This is a genomic window from Paenibacillus sp. PDC88 (genome assembly GCF_900106725.1).
In the GTDB taxonomy this organism is placed as follows: domain Bacteria; phylum Bacillota; class Bacilli; order Paenibacillales; family Paenibacillaceae; genus Paenibacillus; species Paenibacillus shunpengii.
Map to the genome: position 1 here is coordinate 251399 of NZ_FNNT01000001.1, position 20955 is coordinate 272353.

General features: G+C 46.2%; 14 protein-coding genes. 10 read left to right on the forward strand and 4 right to left on the reverse strand.

Annotated features, from left to right (window positions below):
* Positions 1-27: 27 nt before the first annotated feature.
* Positions 28-1272, forward strand: coding sequence for a cytochrome P450 (locus BLW49_RS01040; protein ID WP_177178610.1), 1245 nt, complete (start codon positions 28-30; stop codon positions 1270-1272).
* A gap of 133 nt (positions 1273-1405) precedes the next feature.
* On the opposite strand, the gene BLW49_RS01045 is transcribed toward BLW49_RS01040, so the two are convergent.
* From BLW49_RS01045 to BLW49_RS01055, 3 genes are all read right to left on the reverse strand, one after another.
* A complete protein-coding gene (locus tag BLW49_RS01045; protein WP_090722705.1) occupies positions 1406-2038 on the reverse strand; it encodes a hypothetical protein in 633 nt (210 codons plus the stop codon).
* A 29-nt stretch (positions 2039-2067) separates the two neighbouring features.
* Positions 2068-2532: a hypothetical protein gene (locus tag BLW49_RS01050; RefSeq protein ID WP_090722707.1), complete on the reverse strand. Its 465-nt coding sequence runs from the start codon at positions 2530-2532 to the stop codon at positions 2068-2070.
* Between the two features lie 122 nt (positions 2533-2654).
* Positions 2655-3848: a GTP-binding protein gene (locus BLW49_RS01055; protein WP_256209527.1), complete on the reverse strand. Its 1194-nt coding sequence runs from the start codon at positions 3846-3848 to the stop codon at positions 2655-2657.
* 158 nt (positions 3849-4006) lie between these two features.
* Between BLW49_RS01055 and BLW49_RS01060 the strand changes: the two genes are divergently transcribed.
* The 7 genes from BLW49_RS01060 to BLW49_RS01090 all read left to right on the forward strand — a co-directional run bounded on the left by BLW49_RS01060 (position 4007) and on the right by BLW49_RS01090 (position 11196).
* On the forward strand, positions 4007-4714 hold the full coding sequence (locus BLW49_RS01060) for a response regulator transcription factor (protein ID WP_076310953.1): 708 nt from the start codon (positions 4007-4009) through the stop codon (positions 4712-4714).
* Positions 4711-5694: a sensor histidine kinase gene (locus BLW49_RS01065; RefSeq protein WP_090722709.1), complete on the forward strand. Its 984-nt coding sequence runs from the start codon at positions 4711-4713 to the stop codon at positions 5692-5694. The genes BLW49_RS01060 and BLW49_RS01065 overlap by 4 nt, the downstream gene beginning before the upstream one ends.
* Before the next feature lie 132 nt (positions 5695-5826).
* Positions 5827-6576, forward strand: coding sequence for an ABC transporter ATP-binding protein (locus BLW49_RS28455; protein ID WP_143042056.1), 750 nt, complete (start codon positions 5827-5829; stop codon positions 6574-6576).
* Positions 6573-8516, forward strand: a complete 1944-nt coding sequence (locus BLW49_RS01075; protein WP_076310956.1) for an ABC transporter permease — start codon at positions 6573-6575, stop codon at positions 8514-8516. The genes BLW49_RS28455 and BLW49_RS01075 overlap by 4 nt, the downstream gene beginning before the upstream one ends.
* Before the next feature lie 50 nt (positions 8517-8566).
* Positions 8567-9181, forward strand: coding sequence for a DedA family protein (locus tag BLW49_RS01080; protein WP_076310957.1), 615 nt, complete (start codon positions 8567-8569; stop codon positions 9179-9181).
* A 44-nt stretch (positions 9182-9225) separates the two neighbouring features.
* On the forward strand, positions 9226-10083 hold the full coding sequence (locus BLW49_RS01085; RefSeq protein ID WP_090722710.1) for an undecaprenyl-diphosphate phosphatase: 858 nt from the start codon (positions 9226-9228) through the stop codon (positions 10081-10083).
* Between the two features lie 396 nt (positions 10084-10479).
* Positions 10480-11196, forward strand: coding sequence for an EGFR-like transmembrane domain-containing protein (locus tag BLW49_RS01090; RefSeq protein WP_090722712.1), 717 nt, complete (start codon positions 10480-10482; stop codon positions 11194-11196).
* A gap of 254 nt (positions 11197-11450) precedes the next feature.
* Here the strand turns inward: BLW49_RS01090 and BLW49_RS01095 are convergent, their stop codons facing one another.
* Positions 11451-12221, reverse strand: coding sequence for a GTP pyrophosphokinase (locus tag BLW49_RS01095; RefSeq protein ID WP_090722714.1), 771 nt, complete (start codon positions 12219-12221; stop codon positions 11451-11453).
* A 237-nt stretch (positions 12222-12458) separates the two neighbouring features.
* On the opposite strand from BLW49_RS01095, the gene BLW49_RS01100 reads away from it, so the two are divergent.
* Both BLW49_RS01100 and BLW49_RS01105 read left to right on the forward strand, forming a co-directional pair.
* A complete protein-coding gene (locus BLW49_RS01100) occupies positions 12459-19169 on the forward strand; it encodes a beta strand repeat-containing protein (protein ID WP_090722720.1) in 6711 nt (2236 codons plus the stop codon).
* Positions 19166-20860 carry a DUF11 domain-containing protein gene (locus BLW49_RS01105; RefSeq protein ID WP_090722723.1) on the forward strand — a complete coding sequence of 565 codons (1695 nt, stop codon included), beginning with the start codon at positions 19166-19168 and terminating at the stop codon, positions 20858-20860. The genes BLW49_RS01100 and BLW49_RS01105 overlap by 4 nt, the downstream gene beginning before the upstream one ends.
* The last annotated feature ends 95 nt before the right edge of the window (positions 20861-20955 follow it).

The following is a 20955-nucleotide window of genomic DNA, read 5'->3' on the forward strand; positions in this document are numbered from 1 at the left end:
ATCCTACGAAAATGGAGGCACTTAACCATGCATCATCTTGAATCGCAGCTTACAGCCCAGGAAATTGCTCATTTCTTCAGCGGTTTCCAGCCGGAACTACATAGCAATCCGTATCCATTCTATCAACGCTTGCGCAGCGAGCATCCGGTCGTCTATTTAGAGGATCGGTGGATGTGGATCGTTTCCAAATATGAGCATGTGCAGTCCATCCTTAAGAGTCCTCTCATGATACGTGAACGAGAGCGTCTCCTGACAGAGCAGGAACGAAAAGAATTACCACCTCCCCGCTATCAGAATATTCAATCCCTTGTGAAGGACTGGATGCTGTTTCGAGATCCGCCTGAGCATACCCGGCTTCGCAGTCATGTTGCCTATGCGTTTACTCCAAAGACGCTCGAGCAGAGCAGGCCGAAGATTTATTCCATTGCAGAATCCTTGGCTGATCAATTGGAATTGAACCCGGATTCTAACTTTATGCAGACCTTTGCCTTCCCGCTCCCTGTCGTTGTTATTGCGGATATGCTGGGTGTACCGGAGGAAGACCGGGAGTTTTTCAAAAAATGGTCGAACACGCTTGCCAAGCTGCTTGATGTGTCGCTGATGGATGATAATTTTTTTGAAGAGGCAGATCGCTCCTCAGCCGAGATCAGAGATTATTTTAAACAATTCGTACAAGCACGGAGAAAAGCCCCTCAGGATGATATCATCAGCCAATTAATTCATGTGCAGCAGGAAGAGCACAAACTCAGTGACGAAGAGCTTATCAATAATTGTATCCTGCTCTTGGTTGCCGGTCATGAGACGACGGTGAACCTGATCGGTAATGGAACAAAGACATTGCTGGAGCATCCTGAATCCTATGAAATGCTCGCTGCTAACCCGGAGCTCACAACCTCAGCTGTTGAAGAAATGCTAAGATATGAGTCTCCTGTGCAATTCACCAATCGAGTCGCTTCTGTCGATGTAGAATATGGAGGCAAGCTGATCCCGCAAAAGGCCGAGATTCTCGTTAACCTGGGCGCCGCCAACCGGGATCCAGATTATTTTCATGACCCGGATGTATTTGATATTACACGCAGCAAGAACCGGCATTTGTCCTTTGCAAGTGGTGCTCATTTCTGCCTTGGTGCTCCGCTTGCGAGAATGGAAGCCGCTATTGCTTTCGAAGTGCTTACTCGCCGTTTTCCTCATATGACAATGGGTGGAAGATCTCCTGTGTGGCGGGATAATGTGCTGCTCAGAGGACTAGAATCCTTGTATGTGAAGGTATAGAAATTACTGCGTTATCCTTATCGCAACACAGCAGAAGAGCCGGTTTGCTGAGTCATTAGATGATGACCCAGCAAACCGGCTCTTTATTTTTCCCTAATTTATAGCATACTGTAATCCTTGCCTGCGTTCAGTTCTAATATTCTCCATTGCTCGTCTGTTCCAGCATCGCATACATAATATACACGGTATCATTGAATGCAATTTCTGCTTGCAGTGCTGTCTCGTCTTTAGGACTAAAAGTGTTTATCCTGTTCTTGGTGTTCATGCGCAGGACACCTAATATTTGAGGTTCACCCAACTGTAGCTCAACGCGCTCCTCATCAGTGAAGCCAGCGTCCCAAGCCACTGAAAAAGGAGCGTCTTCATTCATTTGGATGGAGGGTAATTCCGTAAGACTGGTACTTCCACTTCCGGCGTACAGCTTGCCGTATTTATGCTGCTGACCCTTATCCAAGATCAGGAATCCCCATTTGGTTCCTGATAACATATCAGGGTCAAACTCAGAAGCAAGCCCCAATATTTTGTCCTGCAGCTTCCCATTCAGGTAAACGTCAGTCCACATGCTAATTCTATGCGCCTGATCCTGCAGTTCATTTGGAATCGTAAGATCATAGAATCGAGCTGTTCCCAATCTCAGGTCATCAAATGTTTGGGAATAAGCCGCCGAATCAGAATACTCAAGCGTAACTGCACTCGAATCCTTAGCACACCCTCCTATCAACAACATACTGCTCATCAGTAATGCAATCCATTGATTACGTTTCACGTCTTAAACTCACCTCATTGCTATAAACATTATTTATAGTAAGAAGTTTGTTTAAAATTTCGCGCAACAGCGGCAAGCAGGTAACAAAACGACCGATTATGTCCTATATAAAAGGAAGAAACATCGTACCTGCCTCTGCCTGGTTCATACGTAACCAGAAGCCGATTTCCCATCCGTTCCATGGCATACTGCACAAAATATTCGGTAACCGGACCATCCAGCATGGTAACATAAGCATATAAGGAGTGATCATCCGCCTCATCCAATATACTGACCCCTGCACACGAAAATTCAGTTGGGATGGAAGCTTCTTGAAGTGCCATTAAAGCCGGGTATATTGCAGCATCTACGGACACTCCATTAAAATCACACAGCGCTTTGCCTGCGGTTATCGGTTTGGGACGCTCGATCCAGGCAGCCAGCTCTCTTCTCCTTCTCGTCCACAGGTTGGAGGATTGCTGACTGATGAGCAGCTCTTTCTCTGCTTCCAGCATAATGAAGCCACCACACTTCTTCATTTATATTTATTATTACTATATAGCAGCTCTTGGTTTAAATCCAACGATCGTAAGAGATCGTTCACTAGCTAACATTCCTAAATTTAATTTATTGCTTTTTAAGCTTGTGTCTGCACCCATGGTAAAGGATTTGACAGCTGAGACCAGTCCATCGTCATCTCCGCATCGGTGAGCAGACATTCGTCCAATTCAGCCTCAAGCATCGACTGATCCATCTCAATTCCAATCATTACGATCTCATTCATACGATCTCCGAATTCGTCATCCCATTTATTTCGGAGCTCCGGTTCCTCAGCTAAGAGCTCGTCACGCTCCTGCTCCGGTAATGCAGCCACCCAGTATCCTGCTGGGCCAAATTGAATTGAAGGTCCCGCTTGGCTGATACTTGCCGCCATATCCTCCTGTGCTGCAATCCAGGCAAGTCCTTTAGCCCGAACAACCTCCTCCGGCCAGGTTCCCATAAATTCAGCCAGGCGCTCGGGGTGAAAGGGCCTTCTACGTCTGTAAACAAAAGAACTTATGCCGTATTCGTCTGTTTCTGGTGTATGTGTCTCCTTCTGTAGCTCTTTAATCCAGCCGGGCGACAGACTTGCCTTCTCAAAATCAAACCGACCTGTATTTAAAATTTCCTTCGGATCGATCTGTCCCTGAATAGTCCGAATAAAATGCGCCTCTGGCTGCAGCTTGCGCAGAATACTCTCCATTCGAATGAGCTCTTCCTCGTGGACAAGATCACACTTGTTCAAAACAAGTACATTGCACATTTCAATCTGGTCGATGAGCAGATCTACGACATCTCGTGTGTCTTCTTCTCCAGTTCCCTGATTGCGGTCAAGCAGACTCTCTCCGGAAGAGAAGTCATGCCAGAAACGGTTGGCATCAACTACGGTGACCATACAATCCAGTCGAGCATAAGACGTTAAATCAATGCCTGAAGCCTCGTCATCATAATAGAAGGTCTGCGCAACTGGCATGGGTTCCGAGATCCCCGTTGACTCGATTAATATATAATCAAATCGCTTCTCTTCCGACAACCTTTTGATCTCATGCATCAGATCCTCACGTAATGTACAGCATATACAGCCATTAGATAATTCTACCAGCTGCTCTTCTGTTCGAGATAGATTCGCACTTCCTTTGACCAATGCTGCATCAATGTTAATCTCACTCATATCATTGACGATGACTGCAACCTTCAAGCCCTCACGATTGTTCAGAACATAATTAAGCATGGTTGTTTTCCCTGACCCTAAATATCCACTAAGTACGGTAACTGGTATTTGTTCTTTCAAAGGTAGATCCCCCTGTACTTTTCTTATTAGTAATTATTACGATTAACAAAAGCGAATATACCTCTCTTTCTCTCACTTGTCAACTCTAATTACGGCTTCTTTTTATCAAATCGATAAATTTGGTACAATCAATACATATTCCAAGAAGGAGAATCCAAATGTTTAAAATAATGATCGTTGAGGATGACCGATCTCTGGTATCACTGCTTGTTGAACACTTACATAAATTCGGATTCGAAACCCACGCGGTGCAGCATTTTGATTTCGTACTTAGGGAATTCAAAGACTACCAGCCCCATCTGGTACTGCTGGATGTCAATCTTCCCAGCTATGACGGCTACTACTGGTGCAGACAAATCCGCGGTATCTCAACCTGTCCGATCGTGTTCATCTCCGCAAGGGACAGCAAGATGGATCAAGTGATGGCACTCGAGAATGGAGCCGATGATTATCTTACCAAGCCCTTTGATTATGATATCGTCATTGCGAAGCTGAACAGTCATCTGAGAAGAGCCTTCGGTTCGTACGCTGCTCCTTCGAGTGACCGGACGGTTACACTTGCTGGTCTTACTCTTGATATGGAACGGCTTGCCTTATTTTATATGGATCAGAAGCTTGAAATCAGTCATACCGAAGCTAAAATGCTGGATGAATTCATGAATAAACCAGGGCAGGTTGTCAGCCGCGACCGACTATTGGAGAAGATCTGGGATGAGCATTCCTATGTAGATGACAACACACTGAATGTATACATAACACGTGTTCGCAAGAAGCTTGCCGGACTTGGACTGCCGGGTGTCCTTGAGACGATTCGCGGTATAGGCTATCGTCTTCACCCCGAGCTTCAGGTGGAGTCCAAGACATGAAGAAGGGATTTAGACTGTTTTTGCGGGAACAAACACCTCTTATCTTTATTTATTTCATTCAACTCGCTGTCATCACTTTTGTATATTGGCTTGGCGGATTCAAGAACTGGCCCATTGCGCTGTATGCAGCCCTTCTCAGCGGTGCGCTGTTTGTTGGTTATATGACATACCGATACTTGACCCACCGCCGATTTTATAAGCGGTTATCTGAGCCCGTAACCTCGGTAGAAGAGATCACCTACACTTCAGAGCACGCTCCTTTGCCTGAAAGTTTACATCAGCTTACGCTAAGCCATAATCGTGTATATCAAACTCGTCTTCTTGGTATCAAGGAGCAGCTTGATCAGCATATCCATTTTATTCATCAGTGGGTGCATCAGATGAAGACCCCGCTGTCCGTGCTGCATTTGATGAATCAAGGACGTGATGATGAAGAGTCCGCGGCGATAGGAGATGAGCTGGACCGGATGCGCAAAGGACTTGATATGGTGCTGTATGCGGCAAGACTCGATTCATTCGAGCATGATTTATATATTGAACCCGTATCACTAAATACCTTGGTCAGATCCGTTACTTCTGAGCAAAAACGTTTGTTTATTCGTAATCATGTCTTTCCTTATGTAGATATTGACCCTCAGCTACAAGTGATCTCCGATGAAAAATGGCTGAAGTTTATCGTTACTCAGCTGCTGACGAATGCCGTGAAGTATTCAGGAGGAAGGAACAAGAAAATCCAGTTCCGCGGATATAAGCAGAAGGATCAAATTATTCTATCGGTGGAAGATGAGGGAATCGGAATTCCGAAGGAGGATATTAACCGTGTGTTCGATCCTTTCTTCACAGGGGAGAATGGAAGAACGGTCCAGGAATCTACAGGGATGGGACTCTATTTGGTTAAGGAAGTAGCCGACAGACTTGGTCATTCCATCACTTTAAGCTCCGTACAGCACCAAGGAACAAGGATTGAATTGATTTTTTAGCTGTCGCAGCGACTCCATTGCTGATTGTCTTACAAATCTGTAAGCTAACTGTAAGCCTGCATACTAGCCATCGATTGGGGCGGTTCATTATAATGAGTACAACGAAATAAAGAAAGAGAGGTGACTGTGACCGTGCCGCTGCTGGAAGTACAGAACGTGTCCAAAATATATGACGGTTACTCACATGATAAAGCACTGGACAATGTTCGGTTTCAAGTAAGAGACGGGGAGTTCGTTGGCATTATGGGACCATCGGGCAGCGGCAAAACGACGCTGCTAAATGCCATAGCGACGATCGATCCTCCCTCTTCTGGAGAAATTCGGATCAGCGGTCACAATGCATATCAAATGACAGCCGAGGAAATGGCGCTGTTTCGCAGACGCAGACTTGGCTTCGTATTCCAGGACTTTAACCTCTTAGAATCACTCACTGTCGAAGAAAATATATTGCTTCCACTGACATTTGACCATGTGCCGCAGGACGAAATGCACAGAAGACTCAGCCATGTGCTGTCTAGACTTGGCATTGAGTCTATACGAAATCGAATGATCTACGAAATCTCAGGAGGTCAGAAGCAGAAGACAGCGATTGGAAGAGCCATTATTCATGAGCCTGCCGTCGTGCTTGCCGATGAGCCCACTGGAAATCTGGATTCGAAATCGGGCAGAGATGTCATGAATCTGCTGAAGATGCTGCATGAACAAGAGCAGGCGACACTGCTCATGGTGACGCATGATGCATATGCTGCAAGCTACTGCGAGCGTGTCATTTTTATTAAGGACGGGAAGCTGTATAACGAGATTTACAGAGGAGACAATCGGCAGGCTTTTTTCCAAAAGATTATGGATATGCTGGCACTGCTCGGTGGAGATCGCCCATGACGGTAAGACAACTGGCCTTAAGGAACGTCATCCGGGGCATCAGAACGTATGCGGCTTATTTTTTATGCAGTGCGTTTTCCGTCATGATTTTTTTTGTAAATGCCTTGCTCATTTTTCATCCGGATATCAGAAACGGGCTAAGCTCGGAAACGGCTGTTCAAGCATTTGTAGTCGCAGAATGCATGATTTTTGTATTCTCCTTCTTGTTTGTGCTGTATTCCGTCAGCTCTTTTCTCTCCTCGAGAAAAAAGGAATTCGGCATCTTTATGCTGCACGGCATGACGCTGGCACAGCTTGGCAAGATGATATTCTTGGAGAACATGATTATTGGATTGCTATCCATTATCTTTGGAACGTTTGCAGGAACATTGTTTGCCAAGCTGTTCTTTATGGCCAGTGCCAAAGCGCTTGAGATTACTTCACTGCCATTTTATCTGTCGCCGTCTTCCCTGCTGCTCACGATCGGGGCATTCGTGCTGCTATTTCTGCTCATATCGGCATACACATCTAGAATGGTAAGGACAAGCAAGCTGATCGAGCTATTTCAAGCAGTTCCTAGGAGGGAGAAAGCACCACATGCCTCTCCTGTTCTATCCGCTCTGTCAATTATATTGCTGCTAATCGGGTACATCTTCGCAGTCACAGCGGACACGTATACGATCTATGACAGGGTTGTACCTGTCGTGCTTATTACGACAGCAGGGACTTATCTGCTATACTCGCAGCTCGGGGTGTACTGTCTCCAGTATTTCCGGAAGACACGCGGCAGAAGAATGAATGGCAGACATTTACTGACCTTGATCGGGCTGTCTTCCCGGTTAAAGGAGCATTCCCGTATGTTTTTTGCAGTGACCATGTTATCAACGATTTCCTTCTGCTCGCTTGGTGTATTTGCTTCCATTAATGTCGTGTCTGGACTGTTCGAAGAGGATTATCCTGCTGCTGTCGGGTATGTATCCAAGACCGGCAATCCTTATCGTGAGGAGCATCTGGCAGATATCAGAGCAGAGCTAACCGAGCGAAAGCTTGACTATAGGGAGTATCAAATCAAGATCAAATATGCTCCCGTTCAGCCAAGCTCTGAGTATGTTCACATTGCAAGAAATGAGCTTCCTGTCGTTTCGTTCGCAGATTACAAGCAGGCTGTGCTGCAGGCCGGATTTACAATGACTGAGCAAGCTCCGGCCTACAATGAGGCGATCCTTATGATCAGCTCACAGAATGACCGCAGCAAGACAAGGCATTGGAACAAAAGAGAATACATGCTGAAGGAGCCTCAGATCTCCATTACAGAGATCGGATTTACGAATCATGTCATTATCCCGGATAATTTGCTGGATGACTTTGACGAGAGCTTTGAAGCCGTTATTATACATGATGAGCTCTACCAACAGATCAAGCAGCCTGCGAGACAGGATGTCTATACCGGCTTTTATTTGGACGATTTTACTCAAACGGCCTTTGTTGCTAGTGATTTAGCGGATCATGGACGTACGCGTTACGATGCTCACAAGTCCTACTCCATCTCGGTCAGTGGAACCTTGTATATCTTGAGAGAGAGCATGTACCGCATCCTGCTGTTTATTGCCATGCTCCTTGCAGCTGTGTTCTTCATCGCTGCTGGCAGCTTCCTGTACTTCAGGCTGTATGCCGATTTGGATCGAGATCAGAAGCAATACCTGACATTAATGAAGCTGGGCTTAACTGACAAAGAATTCAAACGAATGGTAACCGGCCAGCTCGCAACCATGTTCTTCTTGCCGACTTTCGTAGCAGTCATTCATAGCATATTTGCGTTCATTGCATTGCAGAGCTTGTTCTACTTGTCCATTGCTACTAAAATGGGAGTTGTGCTTTTTAGCTTTATGCTTGCTCAGGTGTTATACTTTTTCTTTATTAGGTTTCATTATTTAAGAAACTTAAAGAAAACGCTCCTCTAGTAAATGAGGAATATGACTAGAAAATTTATAGGATTTACAGGAGGTATATCTTGCAAAACTGGATTACTGATTTTATGGAGCAGTTTGGCTATATCGGCATTGCTCTGATCATCGCACTTGAAAATGTATTTCCACCGATTCCTTCGGAAATCGTACTTCCTTTTGGCGGGTTCATGACCACTTATTCGGACCTTACCGTACCGGGAGTCATCTTAGCAGCTACCATCGGTTCTGTTGCCGGTGCCATCATTCTGTACGGAATCGGTCTGCTTCTCGATGTGGAACGTCTGGAGAAGATCATTGACCGTTGGGGGCATATATTACGCGTCAAAAAAGAAGACATCCGTAAAGCCGATGCTTGGTTTGATAAATACGGATACTGGACTGTTCTATTCTGCCGGATGATTCCGTTGATCCGAAGCCTGATTTCAATCCCTGCCGGTATGTCCAACATGAAATTTGGACTATTTCTATTGTTCACAACGATAGGTACGGTCATCTGGAATACCATTCTCGTAATGGTCGGTGCGGCTCTCGGTGAGAACTGGCACTCGATTACTGAATTTATGGATGTATACTCCAATATTGCGTACGCGGTTATTGCTGTGGCTGGTATCGCCTTTTTGATCTGGTTCTTCCGCCGCAACAAAAAACGTGCTAAATAAAATGCTAAGCTGTTACCAGATGTTAAAGGAGAAGTGAGTATTTCATGGAATTTGATTTTATTAATTTACTTAAATCGATCATTCTAGGGATCGTGGAGGGTTTAACGGAGTTTGCTCCGGTATCCTCAACAGGTCATATGATCATCGTGGATGATATGTGGCTTAACTCCAAAGAGTTCTTGACTCAATATGTTGCCAATACGTTCAAGGTTGTTATACAGCTCGGTTCGATCCTAGCCGTTGTTGTCGTCTTCAAAGACCGATTTATTAATCTGCTTGGGCTTGACCGATTATGGAGCAAGAACAAAGCCGCTGCTATACCTGCTTCGGGAACGAATCGTTTGAAGCTGATGCAAGTCATTGTTGGCTTAATTCCTGCAGGTGTGCTTGGTCTCTTGTTCGAGGATTATATCGATGAGCATCTATTCTCGGTAAACACCGTACTTATCGGGCTTGTAATTGGTGCGTTCTTCATGATCGCAGCTGATCTCTTCGCTCCGAAGACACCTAGAGTAGAGACAGTAGATCAGATGAGCTACAAGCAAGCTCTTTCCATTGGACTCATTCAATGCTTGTCCTTGTGGCCAGGGTTCTCCAGATCTGGTTCGACGATCTCCGGTGGTGTACTCTTAGGGATGAGCCATCGTGCTGCTTCCGACTTCACCTTCATTATGGCGGTGCCTGTCATGTTCGGTGCAAGCTTCCTGTCCCTTGTGAAGAACTGGGAGTACTTTACGCTTGATGCATTGCCATATTTCATTGCTGGTTTTGTAGCTGCATTTATCTTTGCACTCATCTCCATTCGCTTCTTCTTGAAGCTCATTAACCGTGTGAAGCTGGTGCCATTCGCGATTTATCGTATCATTCTCGCAGCTATCATTTATTTCGTATTTGTGATGTAGTGGAATCATATCATTTAAAAATAACAGAAGAGGAGACCTGTATAGATTCTACAGGATCTCCTCTTCTGTTATTTTAACAAGACAGACTTAACGTTTACTGGAACTCAGCTGAATAATCATCAAGATGAGCACAAGCAGCTGGATGAGCAATTCCGCACTCATGACAAATCCCTCCTGCTATCTTAATGCTCCTTCAGCCCGTTCCCTCCTCTGTTTCCATCGGTGATCTATACGTTTCCCATACTATACCTATGCACAGAGCTCTTCGATTATGATCATCACTTGCTTAAGCACTTGTCACTCTTAAGGAATAAATGTCATACTTGTCCTATACAATAATGAAGCATTAATCACAATGCGCCCCTATCTATAGAAGTGAAAGGTCGGTTATTATACATGAATGATGCTAAGCTGAAACGAACACTCTTGCCTCTTCTGCTCATGACGATCATCCTGCTGCTTACCGCTTGTGCCAAAGGCGAGGCCCATGTAACGGTAAATACAGACGGTACAGCAGACGTGAAATTTAATATTCAGATGAACAATCAAAACCTGGAAATCATCGGTCAGCCCGAGCTGATCAATAAGTTGAAGGATTCCTTTGCAGAGCAAGGATTTGAGACGGAATCTGCAGCTACTAAAGATACGCAAGGGCTGACGGCTTCGAAGCAGATTGACATGAGCTCGGCAGATCAGAAGCTGGAAATACCGGATAGTGTTAAATTTACTCACGACACGGAAGAGAAGTTCTTCTATTCAACCCATCGTATTGTGGTCGATGCAGATCTGATGAGCGCAATTCCTGTCAATGATTGGACAGATACGCTCAACTCCATTCCTTCCTTTGTTCGTAACCTGGTGTTTAAAGAGGTAGATCTGGACTTTAAGCTTACGCTGCCGATCAAGCCAGAATCCAGCAACGCCAATCAGACGAGCGAGGATCATAAAACGATGACGTGGAACATTAATCCACTGTCGAATAACCACCTGGAGTTAACCGTTAATGTACCTAATATTCAAAATATTCTTATCGTTTCCATTGGCCTGCTCGTCCTCATGATCGTCACCACCATCTTCTTCGTCAGAAGAAGAAAAAAGAAAAAGACCTCCTAGTACGTAGGCCACTGGCACAGATTCGTGAGATCCAAAGGACCGGAGAATTGCTCCCGGCTACCGTAAAATCACAATCTAACTCAAGCTAGATAGATACCTCTTAGTATATATATCAATAATGCAAAATTCTGAGGTAAGAAAAAAAGACGAGCTCCATTCTATAAAACAGAATGGAACTCGTCTTTTAGGTAATCGATTATCCTTTTACTAAGTAGGCTGCTCTACAGCCGTTCATTCGCCTCAATTAAATAAGCTTATTTATTATTATCCTTGTCAGATATAAACCGATCGGCAGCTTGATCAATGATCTCCATAAAGGCGTTCGGCAGCATGAATTGCTGATCCCTGATAATAATCTTACGAGGGTCCTCTTCCTCTGCCTGAAGATCCTTTATTTCCTGGATTTCATGATGCAATCTCTCCATCTTATGATCCAGATGGTTTGCTGCATCCGCCGCGCTCTTCAGCTCTCTAAGCATATGCTCAGGAACGTCCTTGTTATATTTGTAAAATATTTTGTGCTCCAGGCTCGCCCAGAAGTCCATCGCGATCGTTCGAATCTGAACTTCAACGCAAACATTCTCTGTCCCGTCAGACAGAAATATGGGTACTTCAATAATCAGATGCAGACTTTTGTAGCCATTCGGCTTGGGATTGGCAATATAGTCCTTCACATCCAGCACTTTGATGTCACTTTGCTTCTGCAGCATCTCACTGACTTTATAAATATCGGATATAAATGAACACGTGATTCGAAGGCCTGCGATATCCTTGATATGCTCTTTAATGTTGCCAAGCGAAATCGGATAACCCTTGCGATACAATTTCTTTAGAATGCTCTCAGGAGACTTCAATCTGGACTTGGTATGTTCAATAGGACTGTAATCATGAAAGGCTTCGAACTCTTCTTTTAGAATATCGATCTTGGTCTCAATTTCGTCCAGCGCAAATTTGTATACCATCACAAAACGGGTAATTTCATGCTTGATTCGCTTCATCTGATCTAGCTGACTCATTTGATTCATGTGTATTTCTTCCTTCCTCACTCTAGGTGATCCTACAGAAATAACTTGATTAATATTCTTTTCCTCATTTCATTGTACACGATCTGGACTCCCCATTTCAAAACAGGCAGAACTCGTAAAAAAAAGTACAAATTTACATGAATTCTGGCATAAGCTGATATAAATGGTTAGACATGATGGTATAATCGCGTTCGTCAGGTTCATTGATATACAAATTCAAACTATATTTTCAAGGGGGTGACTCCAATTCCTCTTGTTTTACGTGCAACGTACAATGCAACAGGCGCAATCACCTTTACCGGTAATACACTTGGCTTAAGCCGCTCCAATACGGAGGGTGTGCCAGGTACCTTGGACAGCATCGGCGCCTTTATCACAACGAACTCGGCAGTCAGATTCGGTACATACCCGTTAGGCACAACCAGCTCATACCAGAGCAACAATTCATCAGCGGTGCTGGTACTTCCCTCAGGAAGTACGGTACTCTATGCCGAGCTTATATGGGGCGGCTCTTACATCAACGGCAGTGTCAATTTAAGTTCGGCAATCAACAACCCGGTAATCTTCACGACTCCTGCCGGCACCAGCAGCGTGACACCTGACCCCACTACTTATAATGCCTTTGATCTTGGTAACGGAGCACAGGCTTATGTAAGATCGGCCAATGTCACTTCCCTCGTTCAACAAGGGGGAGCAGGGACTTACATTACCGGCGGAGTCGTGGGAACGATCGTTGTTAATAACGATACGACAGCTAATCATGCGGGATGGACGCTTGCCGTAATCTACAATAACCCGACGCTGCCTTTTCGTAATATGACGCTTCGGGCAGGCGGTCTTCTGGTTAATGCGTCAAATCAATCGACGATAACCGGATTTGCCACCCCTACTTCAGGCGCACTTGGAGGAAGAGCCCTCTTTAGCGCCCAGGAAGGAGATGCGAACCGTACCGGAGACTCGGCACAGTTCGGACCGACCGCAGCTACGCTCGTGTCTTTATCCGGGCCGAACAACTTCGCGAACAACTTCTTCGCCTCACAAATTAATAATGATGCGGGACAGTTGAATACAACAGGAAGCTTTGGCACGTCCAATCAGACGAACGGTGCACCAGGGACGAATATCATCGCCGGACGTCAGGGCTGGGATATTACGAACGTAGATATATCCGCCAGACTTGTCAATAATCAGACCTCAGCGGTGCTTAATCTTACAACCTCCGGCGATGTTTATATCGTGAATGCCAATGCACTGCAGATCAACATTAATTCACCCAATATAACGGTATCCAAAAGCGCAAACGTATCTGGCCTGGTTGTTGGCGACACCGTCATTTACACCGTTGTTGTTGCAAATACAGGTACAGCAAATGCAGCCAATGTCGTCCTTACCGATGTGCTGCCTGCAGGTCTAACCTTTGTTACGGGAAGCGTTACGGTTGCAGGAACTCAAAGACCAACGCTGGATATTCGTTCAGGCGTACCAATCGGCACATTGAATCTGTCAAGCAGCGTGACGATTACGTATCGTGCTACAGTAACGTCCATCCCGAGCCCTCAGCAGGTGGTGAACACGGCGAATGCCGCTTTTACGTTCCAAAGCGTTGCGGGTGGAAGCACTATTACCGGCGTTATTCCGTCCAATGCTGTAACACTTCCGGTGTATGCTCCCATTTTTAATCTAGTCAAATCCTCCAACATCGCTAATGCAACCGTCGGGGATACTCTTACTTATTCTATTGCAGTTACAAATTCAGGGAATATCGGGGCGACCACCACTTTTACTGACAATGTTCCGGCCGGCACCAGCTATGTGCCAGGAAGCTTTCAAGTGAATGGCAGTACCATCGCAGGGGCAAATCCTGCGACAGGAGTGAATATCGGAGTCGTTGCGGCAGGCAGCACCTCACAGGTCACATTCCAGGTCGTTGTAAATTCCTTGCCTTCTCCCCCGACACTAAACAATCTAGCCTCCGTATCCTACACCTATCAACCACCGGATGGTCGTGTATTTAGTGGATCAGCTGCCTCCAATACCTTGTCAACGCCTGTATCATTGCCAAATGTAGCTGTCAGCAAAACAGCAAATCTGACGGATGCCGCAGTAGGTGAGGTGCTCACGTATACAACGGTGATAGCGAATAACGGCACTACAGCCTTGGCAAGCATCGTATTTACGGATGTTATTCCTGCAGGAACCTCCCTTGTACCCGGAAGCATCACGGTTAATGGAGTAACCCGCAATAATGCGAATCCCGGAAGCGGTATTTCGCTGCCAAGTATCCCAGGAGGAAGCTCATCGACCGTAACCTTTCAGGTGCTCATCCAGTCTGTTCCTGCGAGCGGGCAAATCGTCAATCAGGCCAGTGTCGCATACCGTTCAGGGACTTTTAACGGTCTTGGCACCTCGAACACGGTATCTACTCCTGTATATCAGCCGATTATCAGTGCTGTGAAATCATTGAACGACAATTATGCTACAATCGGCGATATCATTACAGTAAACATCAGCCTGCAAAATACAGGTAACATCGGTGCACAAGTATCAGTCACAGATCCTATACCTGCTGGTACCCTTTTTGTCCCAGGGAGTGTTACGATTGGAGGCACCAGTGTGCCTGGCGCTGATCCAGTATCAGGCATATTTATCGGGACACTGACAGCGGGAAGCACCAATACGATTACTTTTCAGCTTCAGGTTGCGTCTCTACCTGCACCGCCTTCCATATCGAATACGGCCTCGGCTAATTACTCCTATGTGCTTCCAAGCGGCCGTACACTAACAGGCTCAAGTTTGTCCAATACTGTCACTATTCCTGTATCGGCTCCAAATGTAACCGTTGATAAAATTGCCAACGCAGCCGAAGCCGCAATCGGTGATGTCATTACTTATACCCTTACTGCCTCCAACAATGGCGTAGAGCCTGTCAGCAATATCATTATCTCGGATACCATCCCGCAGGGAACCGTCTTTGTACCAGGTTCAGTAAGAGTTAACGGTGTGGTGTCTCAAGCTTCTAATCCTTCTGGTGGAGTGGCCATCGGGTCTGTACCTGGTCAGTCCTCCGTCGTAGTCAGCTTCCAGCTTCAAATTGTTGCGCTCAACGAATCAGGAATAGTAGCGAATCAGGCAAGTGTCGCTTTTACCAGTGGTACATTCACCGGGGCATCTGTATCCAATACTGTTATCCTGCCTGTCTATAATGCGAATGTATCACTAACCAAGTCTGCTAACAGATCAAACGTCACTGTAGGTCAAACCTTAACGTATACTTTTATACTCTCTAACACAGGAAACACACCGGCTTTTGCCACACTCTTCGATGAGCTTCCGCCAGAGGTCGTATTTGATGCTAACAGTGTTGTCATTGATGGTCAGCCTACTCCAGGCGCAGACCCGGAAACAGGGATCAACATTACCAGCATTCCTGCGGGCGGAACGACAACAGTCACCTTCATTGCGACCGTCAATGATCTGCCGTTATCCCAGCGGGTGATCAATCAGGCTGACGTGAATTACTTCTACCAGACAGGAAGCGGAAGAACATTAACCGGTACTGCTTCCTCCAATTCGGTCACGGTTAACGTCTCGGCTCCAAATGTGACACTTAGTAAGACTCCCTCCAGAACAACGGCTATTGTGGGAGATTCCATTATTTATACGATTGTCGTTACAAACAATGGAGGCGCACCAATTAATAACATCGTACTCAGCGATAGGCTTCCATCCCAAGTTTCCTTCATTCCTGGGAGCGCGACTGTAAATGGAACTCCTCTTCCATCTGCATCTCCGCAATCAGGTATTCCAATCGGCAGCTTGGCTCCTGCAGTCAACGCGACCGTAACTTTTGAGGTGAATGTGACCATGGCAGTGCCTTCAGAAATTAATAACCAATCAACCGTAAGCTTTACATCCGGCGTCTTCTCAGGTACTTCGAACTCCAATACATCTACCATTCCTGTCATACAGCCGCAAATTTCTCTGCAAAAAACAGCAAGTACAAGTAACGCAACAGTGGGTGATACCATTGTATATACCGTTGTTATTACCAACGCAGGCAATCTGGCAGCCGATTTGGTTCTGAGCGATACCGTTCCGGCAGGAACCACATTCTCGCCTAACAGTGTTATTGTTCAGGGCAGCCCGGTTCCCGGTGTGGTCATTAGTGATGGGGTCAGTATTGGTACCATTGCTGCAGGACAGAGCGTAACCGTCTCTTTTGCCGTCGTGGTTACTTCCCTGCCGTCACCACAGCTGATCACCAATCAGGCATCCTCTGTCTTTACTTTTACACCTCCGGATAATCGGACGTTGACGGGCACTGCGGTATCGAATACCGTCAGCTTCCCCGTGTCCGCTCCAGATGTAGAAGTGACGAAATCGAGCTCACTGGCCGATGTTTCAGTGGGAGATATTATCACCTTTACGGTAACTACCCTTAATGAAGGGATTGCTCCGGTCACGAACGTCCTGTTCTCAGATCCTACGCCAGGCACGACCTTCATACCGGGAAGTGTGACCATTAACGGGGTGCCTGACCCTTCTGCTTTTCCTGCGGGAGGGATTGAACTGGGTACCATTACACCCGGAACCTCCACTACAGTAACCTATAACGTAAGGGTGGACACTGTACCTAGTCCTCCTCAAATTACAAATCAGGCGGCGGTTACCTATACATCAGGCGCTTTTACAGGGACCACCTATTCCAACACGCCGATTATTCCGGTATATGAGCCTGTTCTCAGCGCTGTCAAGTCAGGGAGCTCCATCAATGCGACCGTCGGTGATACGATCACCTATACCATTAGTGTCACGAATTCAGGCAACTATGCTGCATCATTCACATTAACGGATCCGATACCAGTTGGGACGTCCTTTGTCGTAAACAGTGTATTAATTAACGGCCTTCCGGCTCCAGGAGCCGATCCGGCAGTAGGTATTCCCGCGGGCGTCGTGGCTCCAGGTACTTCAACAACCATCATATTCTCGGTCGTCATTGATACTTTGCCGAGTCCGCAAATTCTGTCAAATCAATCGTTTATTGCTTATGCTTACACGCTTCCTTCCGGCAGAACCTTAAGCGACAACACCGCCTCCAATGTCTCTGTTATAACCGTCTCTGCTCCAGATGTCGCGGTAGTAAAAATTTCTGCGCTGACGGCGCTATCAGTAGGTGATGTAAATACTTACAGTGTAAATGTCACGAATAACGGCATCGCAGCGGTAAACAATGTAATTCTGAGTGACCCGCTGCCTTCATTTGCAACCTTTGTTCCCGGAAGTGTAACGGTAGATGCAGTATCTATTCCCGCTGCCAATCCTTCTACCGGCATCAACATTGGAAGCATTCCGCCGGGTGCCAGTGTCAATGTTACTTTTCAGGTACAGGTAAACGCTCTGCCTCCGACAACACCTGCCGAGCTTACTAACCGCACAACGGTTACCTTTACTTCCGGTACCTTCTCAGGAAGTACCTTCTCGAATACCGTGACGACTCCAGTATTCCAACCGATCCTAACGGCCGTAAAGTCCGCCAATACGGCTAATGCAACCGTCGGAGATACCGTCGTTTACAGCATCGTATACTCGAATGAAGGTAATTATGGAGCTAATGTCATTCTTACTGATAACATTCCCGCCGGAACAACACTGGTCCCTAACAGCGTCATTGTAAATGGAGCTCCTATAGCAGGTGCAAATCCGGCTGCAGGTATTGACCTCGGGGTCATCTCGACAACAGCTACTGTCCTCTTCTCTGTAACGGTAGACAGCCTGCCTGTAAGCCAGCAGCTATCCAACCAGGCGAATTCAACCTTTACTTATACATTGCCTGACGGCCGTACGTTAAATGGCTCCTTTGCTTCCAATCTGCTGCAGATTCCGGTCTCTTCGCCGAATGTTTCATTAGTCAAGAGTGTCTCGGTGCCTACAGCAGTGGTTGGCGATACCATAACTTACAGTGTTGTAATTACCAATAACGGGATTACAAATGTCAGTAACGCGGTTCTATCTGATGTTCTTCCGTCCCAGAGCAGCTTCGTTCCTGGCAGTGTTACGATTAATGGCGTTACCCAGCCTAGTGCAAATCCAGCCGGAGGGATCAGCATCGGTACACTTGCACCCGGAGCATCAGCAACCGTTAATTTTGCAGTCAGTATCAATGCTTTGCCCCCAGCGCCATATATTATTGAGAACCAATCATCGATCAGCTTTACAACAGGAACCTTTACGGGAGCTTCTTATTCCAATACGGTATCTACTGCAATCTATCAGCCGATCTTGAATCTCGTCAAAACGGCAAGCTCATCCAACGCGACCGTTGGGGATACAATTGTGTATTTCCTGAGCTTGACGAATAACGGCAATCTGCCAGCAGATATGGTCTTGTTTGATGACTTGCCAACAGGCACCGTGCTCATTCCGAACAGCGTACTCATTAATGGAGTTCCGCAACCGGGAGCAAATCCGGGCACCGGCATACCAGTCGGGCTGGTACAGCCTGGAAATAGCGTATCCATTACCGTTACCCTTCAAGTTGTTGTTGATACGCTGCCGAATCCTCAGCAGTTAGTCAATCAAGCGACCGGCAATTATACGTACTCACCGCCAGATGGGCGTGTATTGTATGGAACCATCAGCTCTAATGTGCTGGTTATTCCGGTATCATCGCCAGATGTTACTGTAGTGAAGAGCTCCCCTGCAATTGATGCTGTCGTGGGAGATGTCATCACATATACTGTCGTTATTACCAATAACGGGATTACAGAAGTGAACAATGTCATCATGGTTGACCCTGTACCAATTGGCACAATTTTTGTCACAGGCAGTGTTACCGTAGACGGTGTACCAAGACCTTCAGCCAATCCAAATTCAGGCATCAATGTAGGAACGATCGAAGAAGGTACCTCTGTCGCAGTTACATTCCAGGTGCAGGTTGTCTTGATATGAGCCTGGATCCGAATCAGGAACGCCTTCTTCAGAACCAAACGTCGGTTACTTTTATATCAGGAGCAACAGGTGGTGTAGCTTATTCCAACCTGGTGAGCATTCCACTAACCGGCCCGGTAATCACGATTCAAAAATCAGCTTCCGTTACGCAAGCTGCATTAGGCAGCATCATCACATACGAGCTGAACATTGCTAACACAGGGAACGCCGATGCAGAGGTTATTGTGCAGGATGCGATCCCGGAAGGTCTGCAATTTATTGTTAACAGTGTGCTTCGGAATGGGCAGCCTCTTCCGGGTGTAGACATTTCTTCACCTCTGAATATAGGTATCGTTGCCAGCAGCTCAGCAGCCAATATCAGTTTTCAAGCCATTGTCACCAGCCTTCCGCCTTCTAACGAGATCTTCAATGTGGCAAGTGCAGCGTATACTTTTCAAACTTTGGATGGTCGAACCATCACGAGATACGTCACTTCTAACGGTGTGCGGATTGCAATTGCCAATGCGCAGCTGACCATATCTCAGCGTGCCAACACGCTTCAAACCTTTGTTGGAGATGTTATTACTTTTACTGTAACGATTCAAAATACAGGCTCCGTACCCGTGCTCAATGCGAGATTGAGCGTAGTGCTCTCTGCAGGAATGAGCTTTGTTCCGGGGAGTGTGATACTTAACGGTATCATCTCTCCGGGTCTTGATCCTGTTCAAGGCTTTATACTTCCCGTCATTAATCCTGGAGAGGTTGTACAGCTGACATACCAAGTTCGTGTGCTCAGCGTTAGTAGTCCTTTATCGAGCGAAGTACTCGTTGCTTACACCTCTGACGGCGTGCCTGTACAGACCAGTTCCAATGAAGTCGTTCTTTCCCCAGTTGAACCCGTCGTGAACATGGTCGTAACGGTCATGCCTGGTCAAGTCACCTATGGAGGCGCTGTACAGTTTACTGCTGTGATACTAAATGAAGGGGATCTCCCGATCGAGGCTGTTTACTATATGAATTTTCCACAAGGTCTTATCTTCGAAGATTATTCGGTTCAAATCAACGGGGTCGAGGTTCACAATGCCAATCCTGTGCTAGGCATAAGGCTGGGTACTTTGTTTCCTGGATCCAGAACGGTCATTACGTACCGAGCCCTTGTATCCTTCACCCCCTATTCCCGATTTACGCAGATGAATCTGATCAATCAAGCAGCTCTCCAGTTTACGTATCGACTGACCGATAGCAGAACGGTCTCGCTTCGTGAGGAGACAGAGGTCCAGGTATTATTTCTTGCACCTGTTATTCAGGCGGAGCTCACTTCACAGCCTGTCCGGGTTGAGCGGGGTGATGAGGTCACCATACGAATCTTGGTTCGCAATACGGGAAATCTTGCAGCAGCTCTATCGCTGCGAGGTCTCATTCCACCGGGTACAGCGCTTATGAGGGGAATCTTGCACTTCCAGGATGGGACCATAAAGCCCTTCTCAATACAAGATTTGATAGACGGGATACTCATCATAGGGGTTCTTGAGCCGGGACAATATGCAGAGATTGAATATATCGTTCGTGTGAATATCGAAGGACTTCTGCCATCCGATTTGTTAAAAGGGTACGTTACTGTATTATTTACTTATTTGTTTGAGAACAAGGAATATACACTGGAAGTTCACTCGAACGAATATATCATTGTAATCGAGCAGCACGATGAATAGAAATATCATACTCATCATATGAAAATCCCTCACTTCAATCCTGGAAGTGAGGGATTTTCTATTCTTGGATGATACTTAACTCCTCAATCTACTAA

What these genes read in the sequence shown, in the direction of transcription:
- BLW49_RS01040 (WP_177178610.1), top strand. Translation starts at nt 28, where the DNA reads ATGCATCATCTTGAATCGCAGCTTACAGCCCAGGAAATTGCTCATTTC.
- BLW49_RS01050 (WP_090722707.1), bottom strand. Translation starts at nt 2,532, where the DNA reads ATGCTGGAAGCAGAGAAAGAGCTGCTCATCAGTCAGCAATCCTCCAAC.
- BLW49_RS01060 (WP_076310953.1), top strand. Translation starts at nt 4,007, where the DNA reads ATGTTTAAAATAATGATCGTTGAGGATGACCGATCTCTGGTATCACTG.
- BLW49_RS01065 (WP_090722709.1), top strand. Translation starts at nt 4,711, where the DNA reads ATGAAGAAGGGATTTAGACTGTTTTTGCGGGAACAAACACCTCTTATC.
- BLW49_RS01075 (WP_076310956.1), top strand. Translation starts at nt 6,573, where the DNA reads ATGACGGTAAGACAACTGGCCTTAAGGAACGTCATCCGGGGCATCAGA.
- BLW49_RS01085 (WP_090722710.1), top strand. Translation starts at nt 9,226, where the DNA reads ATGGAATTTGATTTTATTAATTTACTTAAATCGATCATTCTAGGGATC.
- BLW49_RS01090 (WP_090722712.1), top strand. Translation starts at nt 10,480, where the DNA reads ATGAATGATGCTAAGCTGAAACGAACACTCTTGCCTCTTCTGCTCATG.
- BLW49_RS01095 (WP_090722714.1), bottom strand. Translation starts at nt 12,221, where the DNA reads ATGAATCAAATGAGTCAGCTAGATCAGATGAAGCGAATCAAGCATGAA.
- BLW49_RS01105 (WP_090722723.1), top strand. Translation starts at nt 19,166, where the DNA reads ATGAGCCTGGATCCGAATCAGGAACGCCTTCTTCAGAACCAAACGTCG.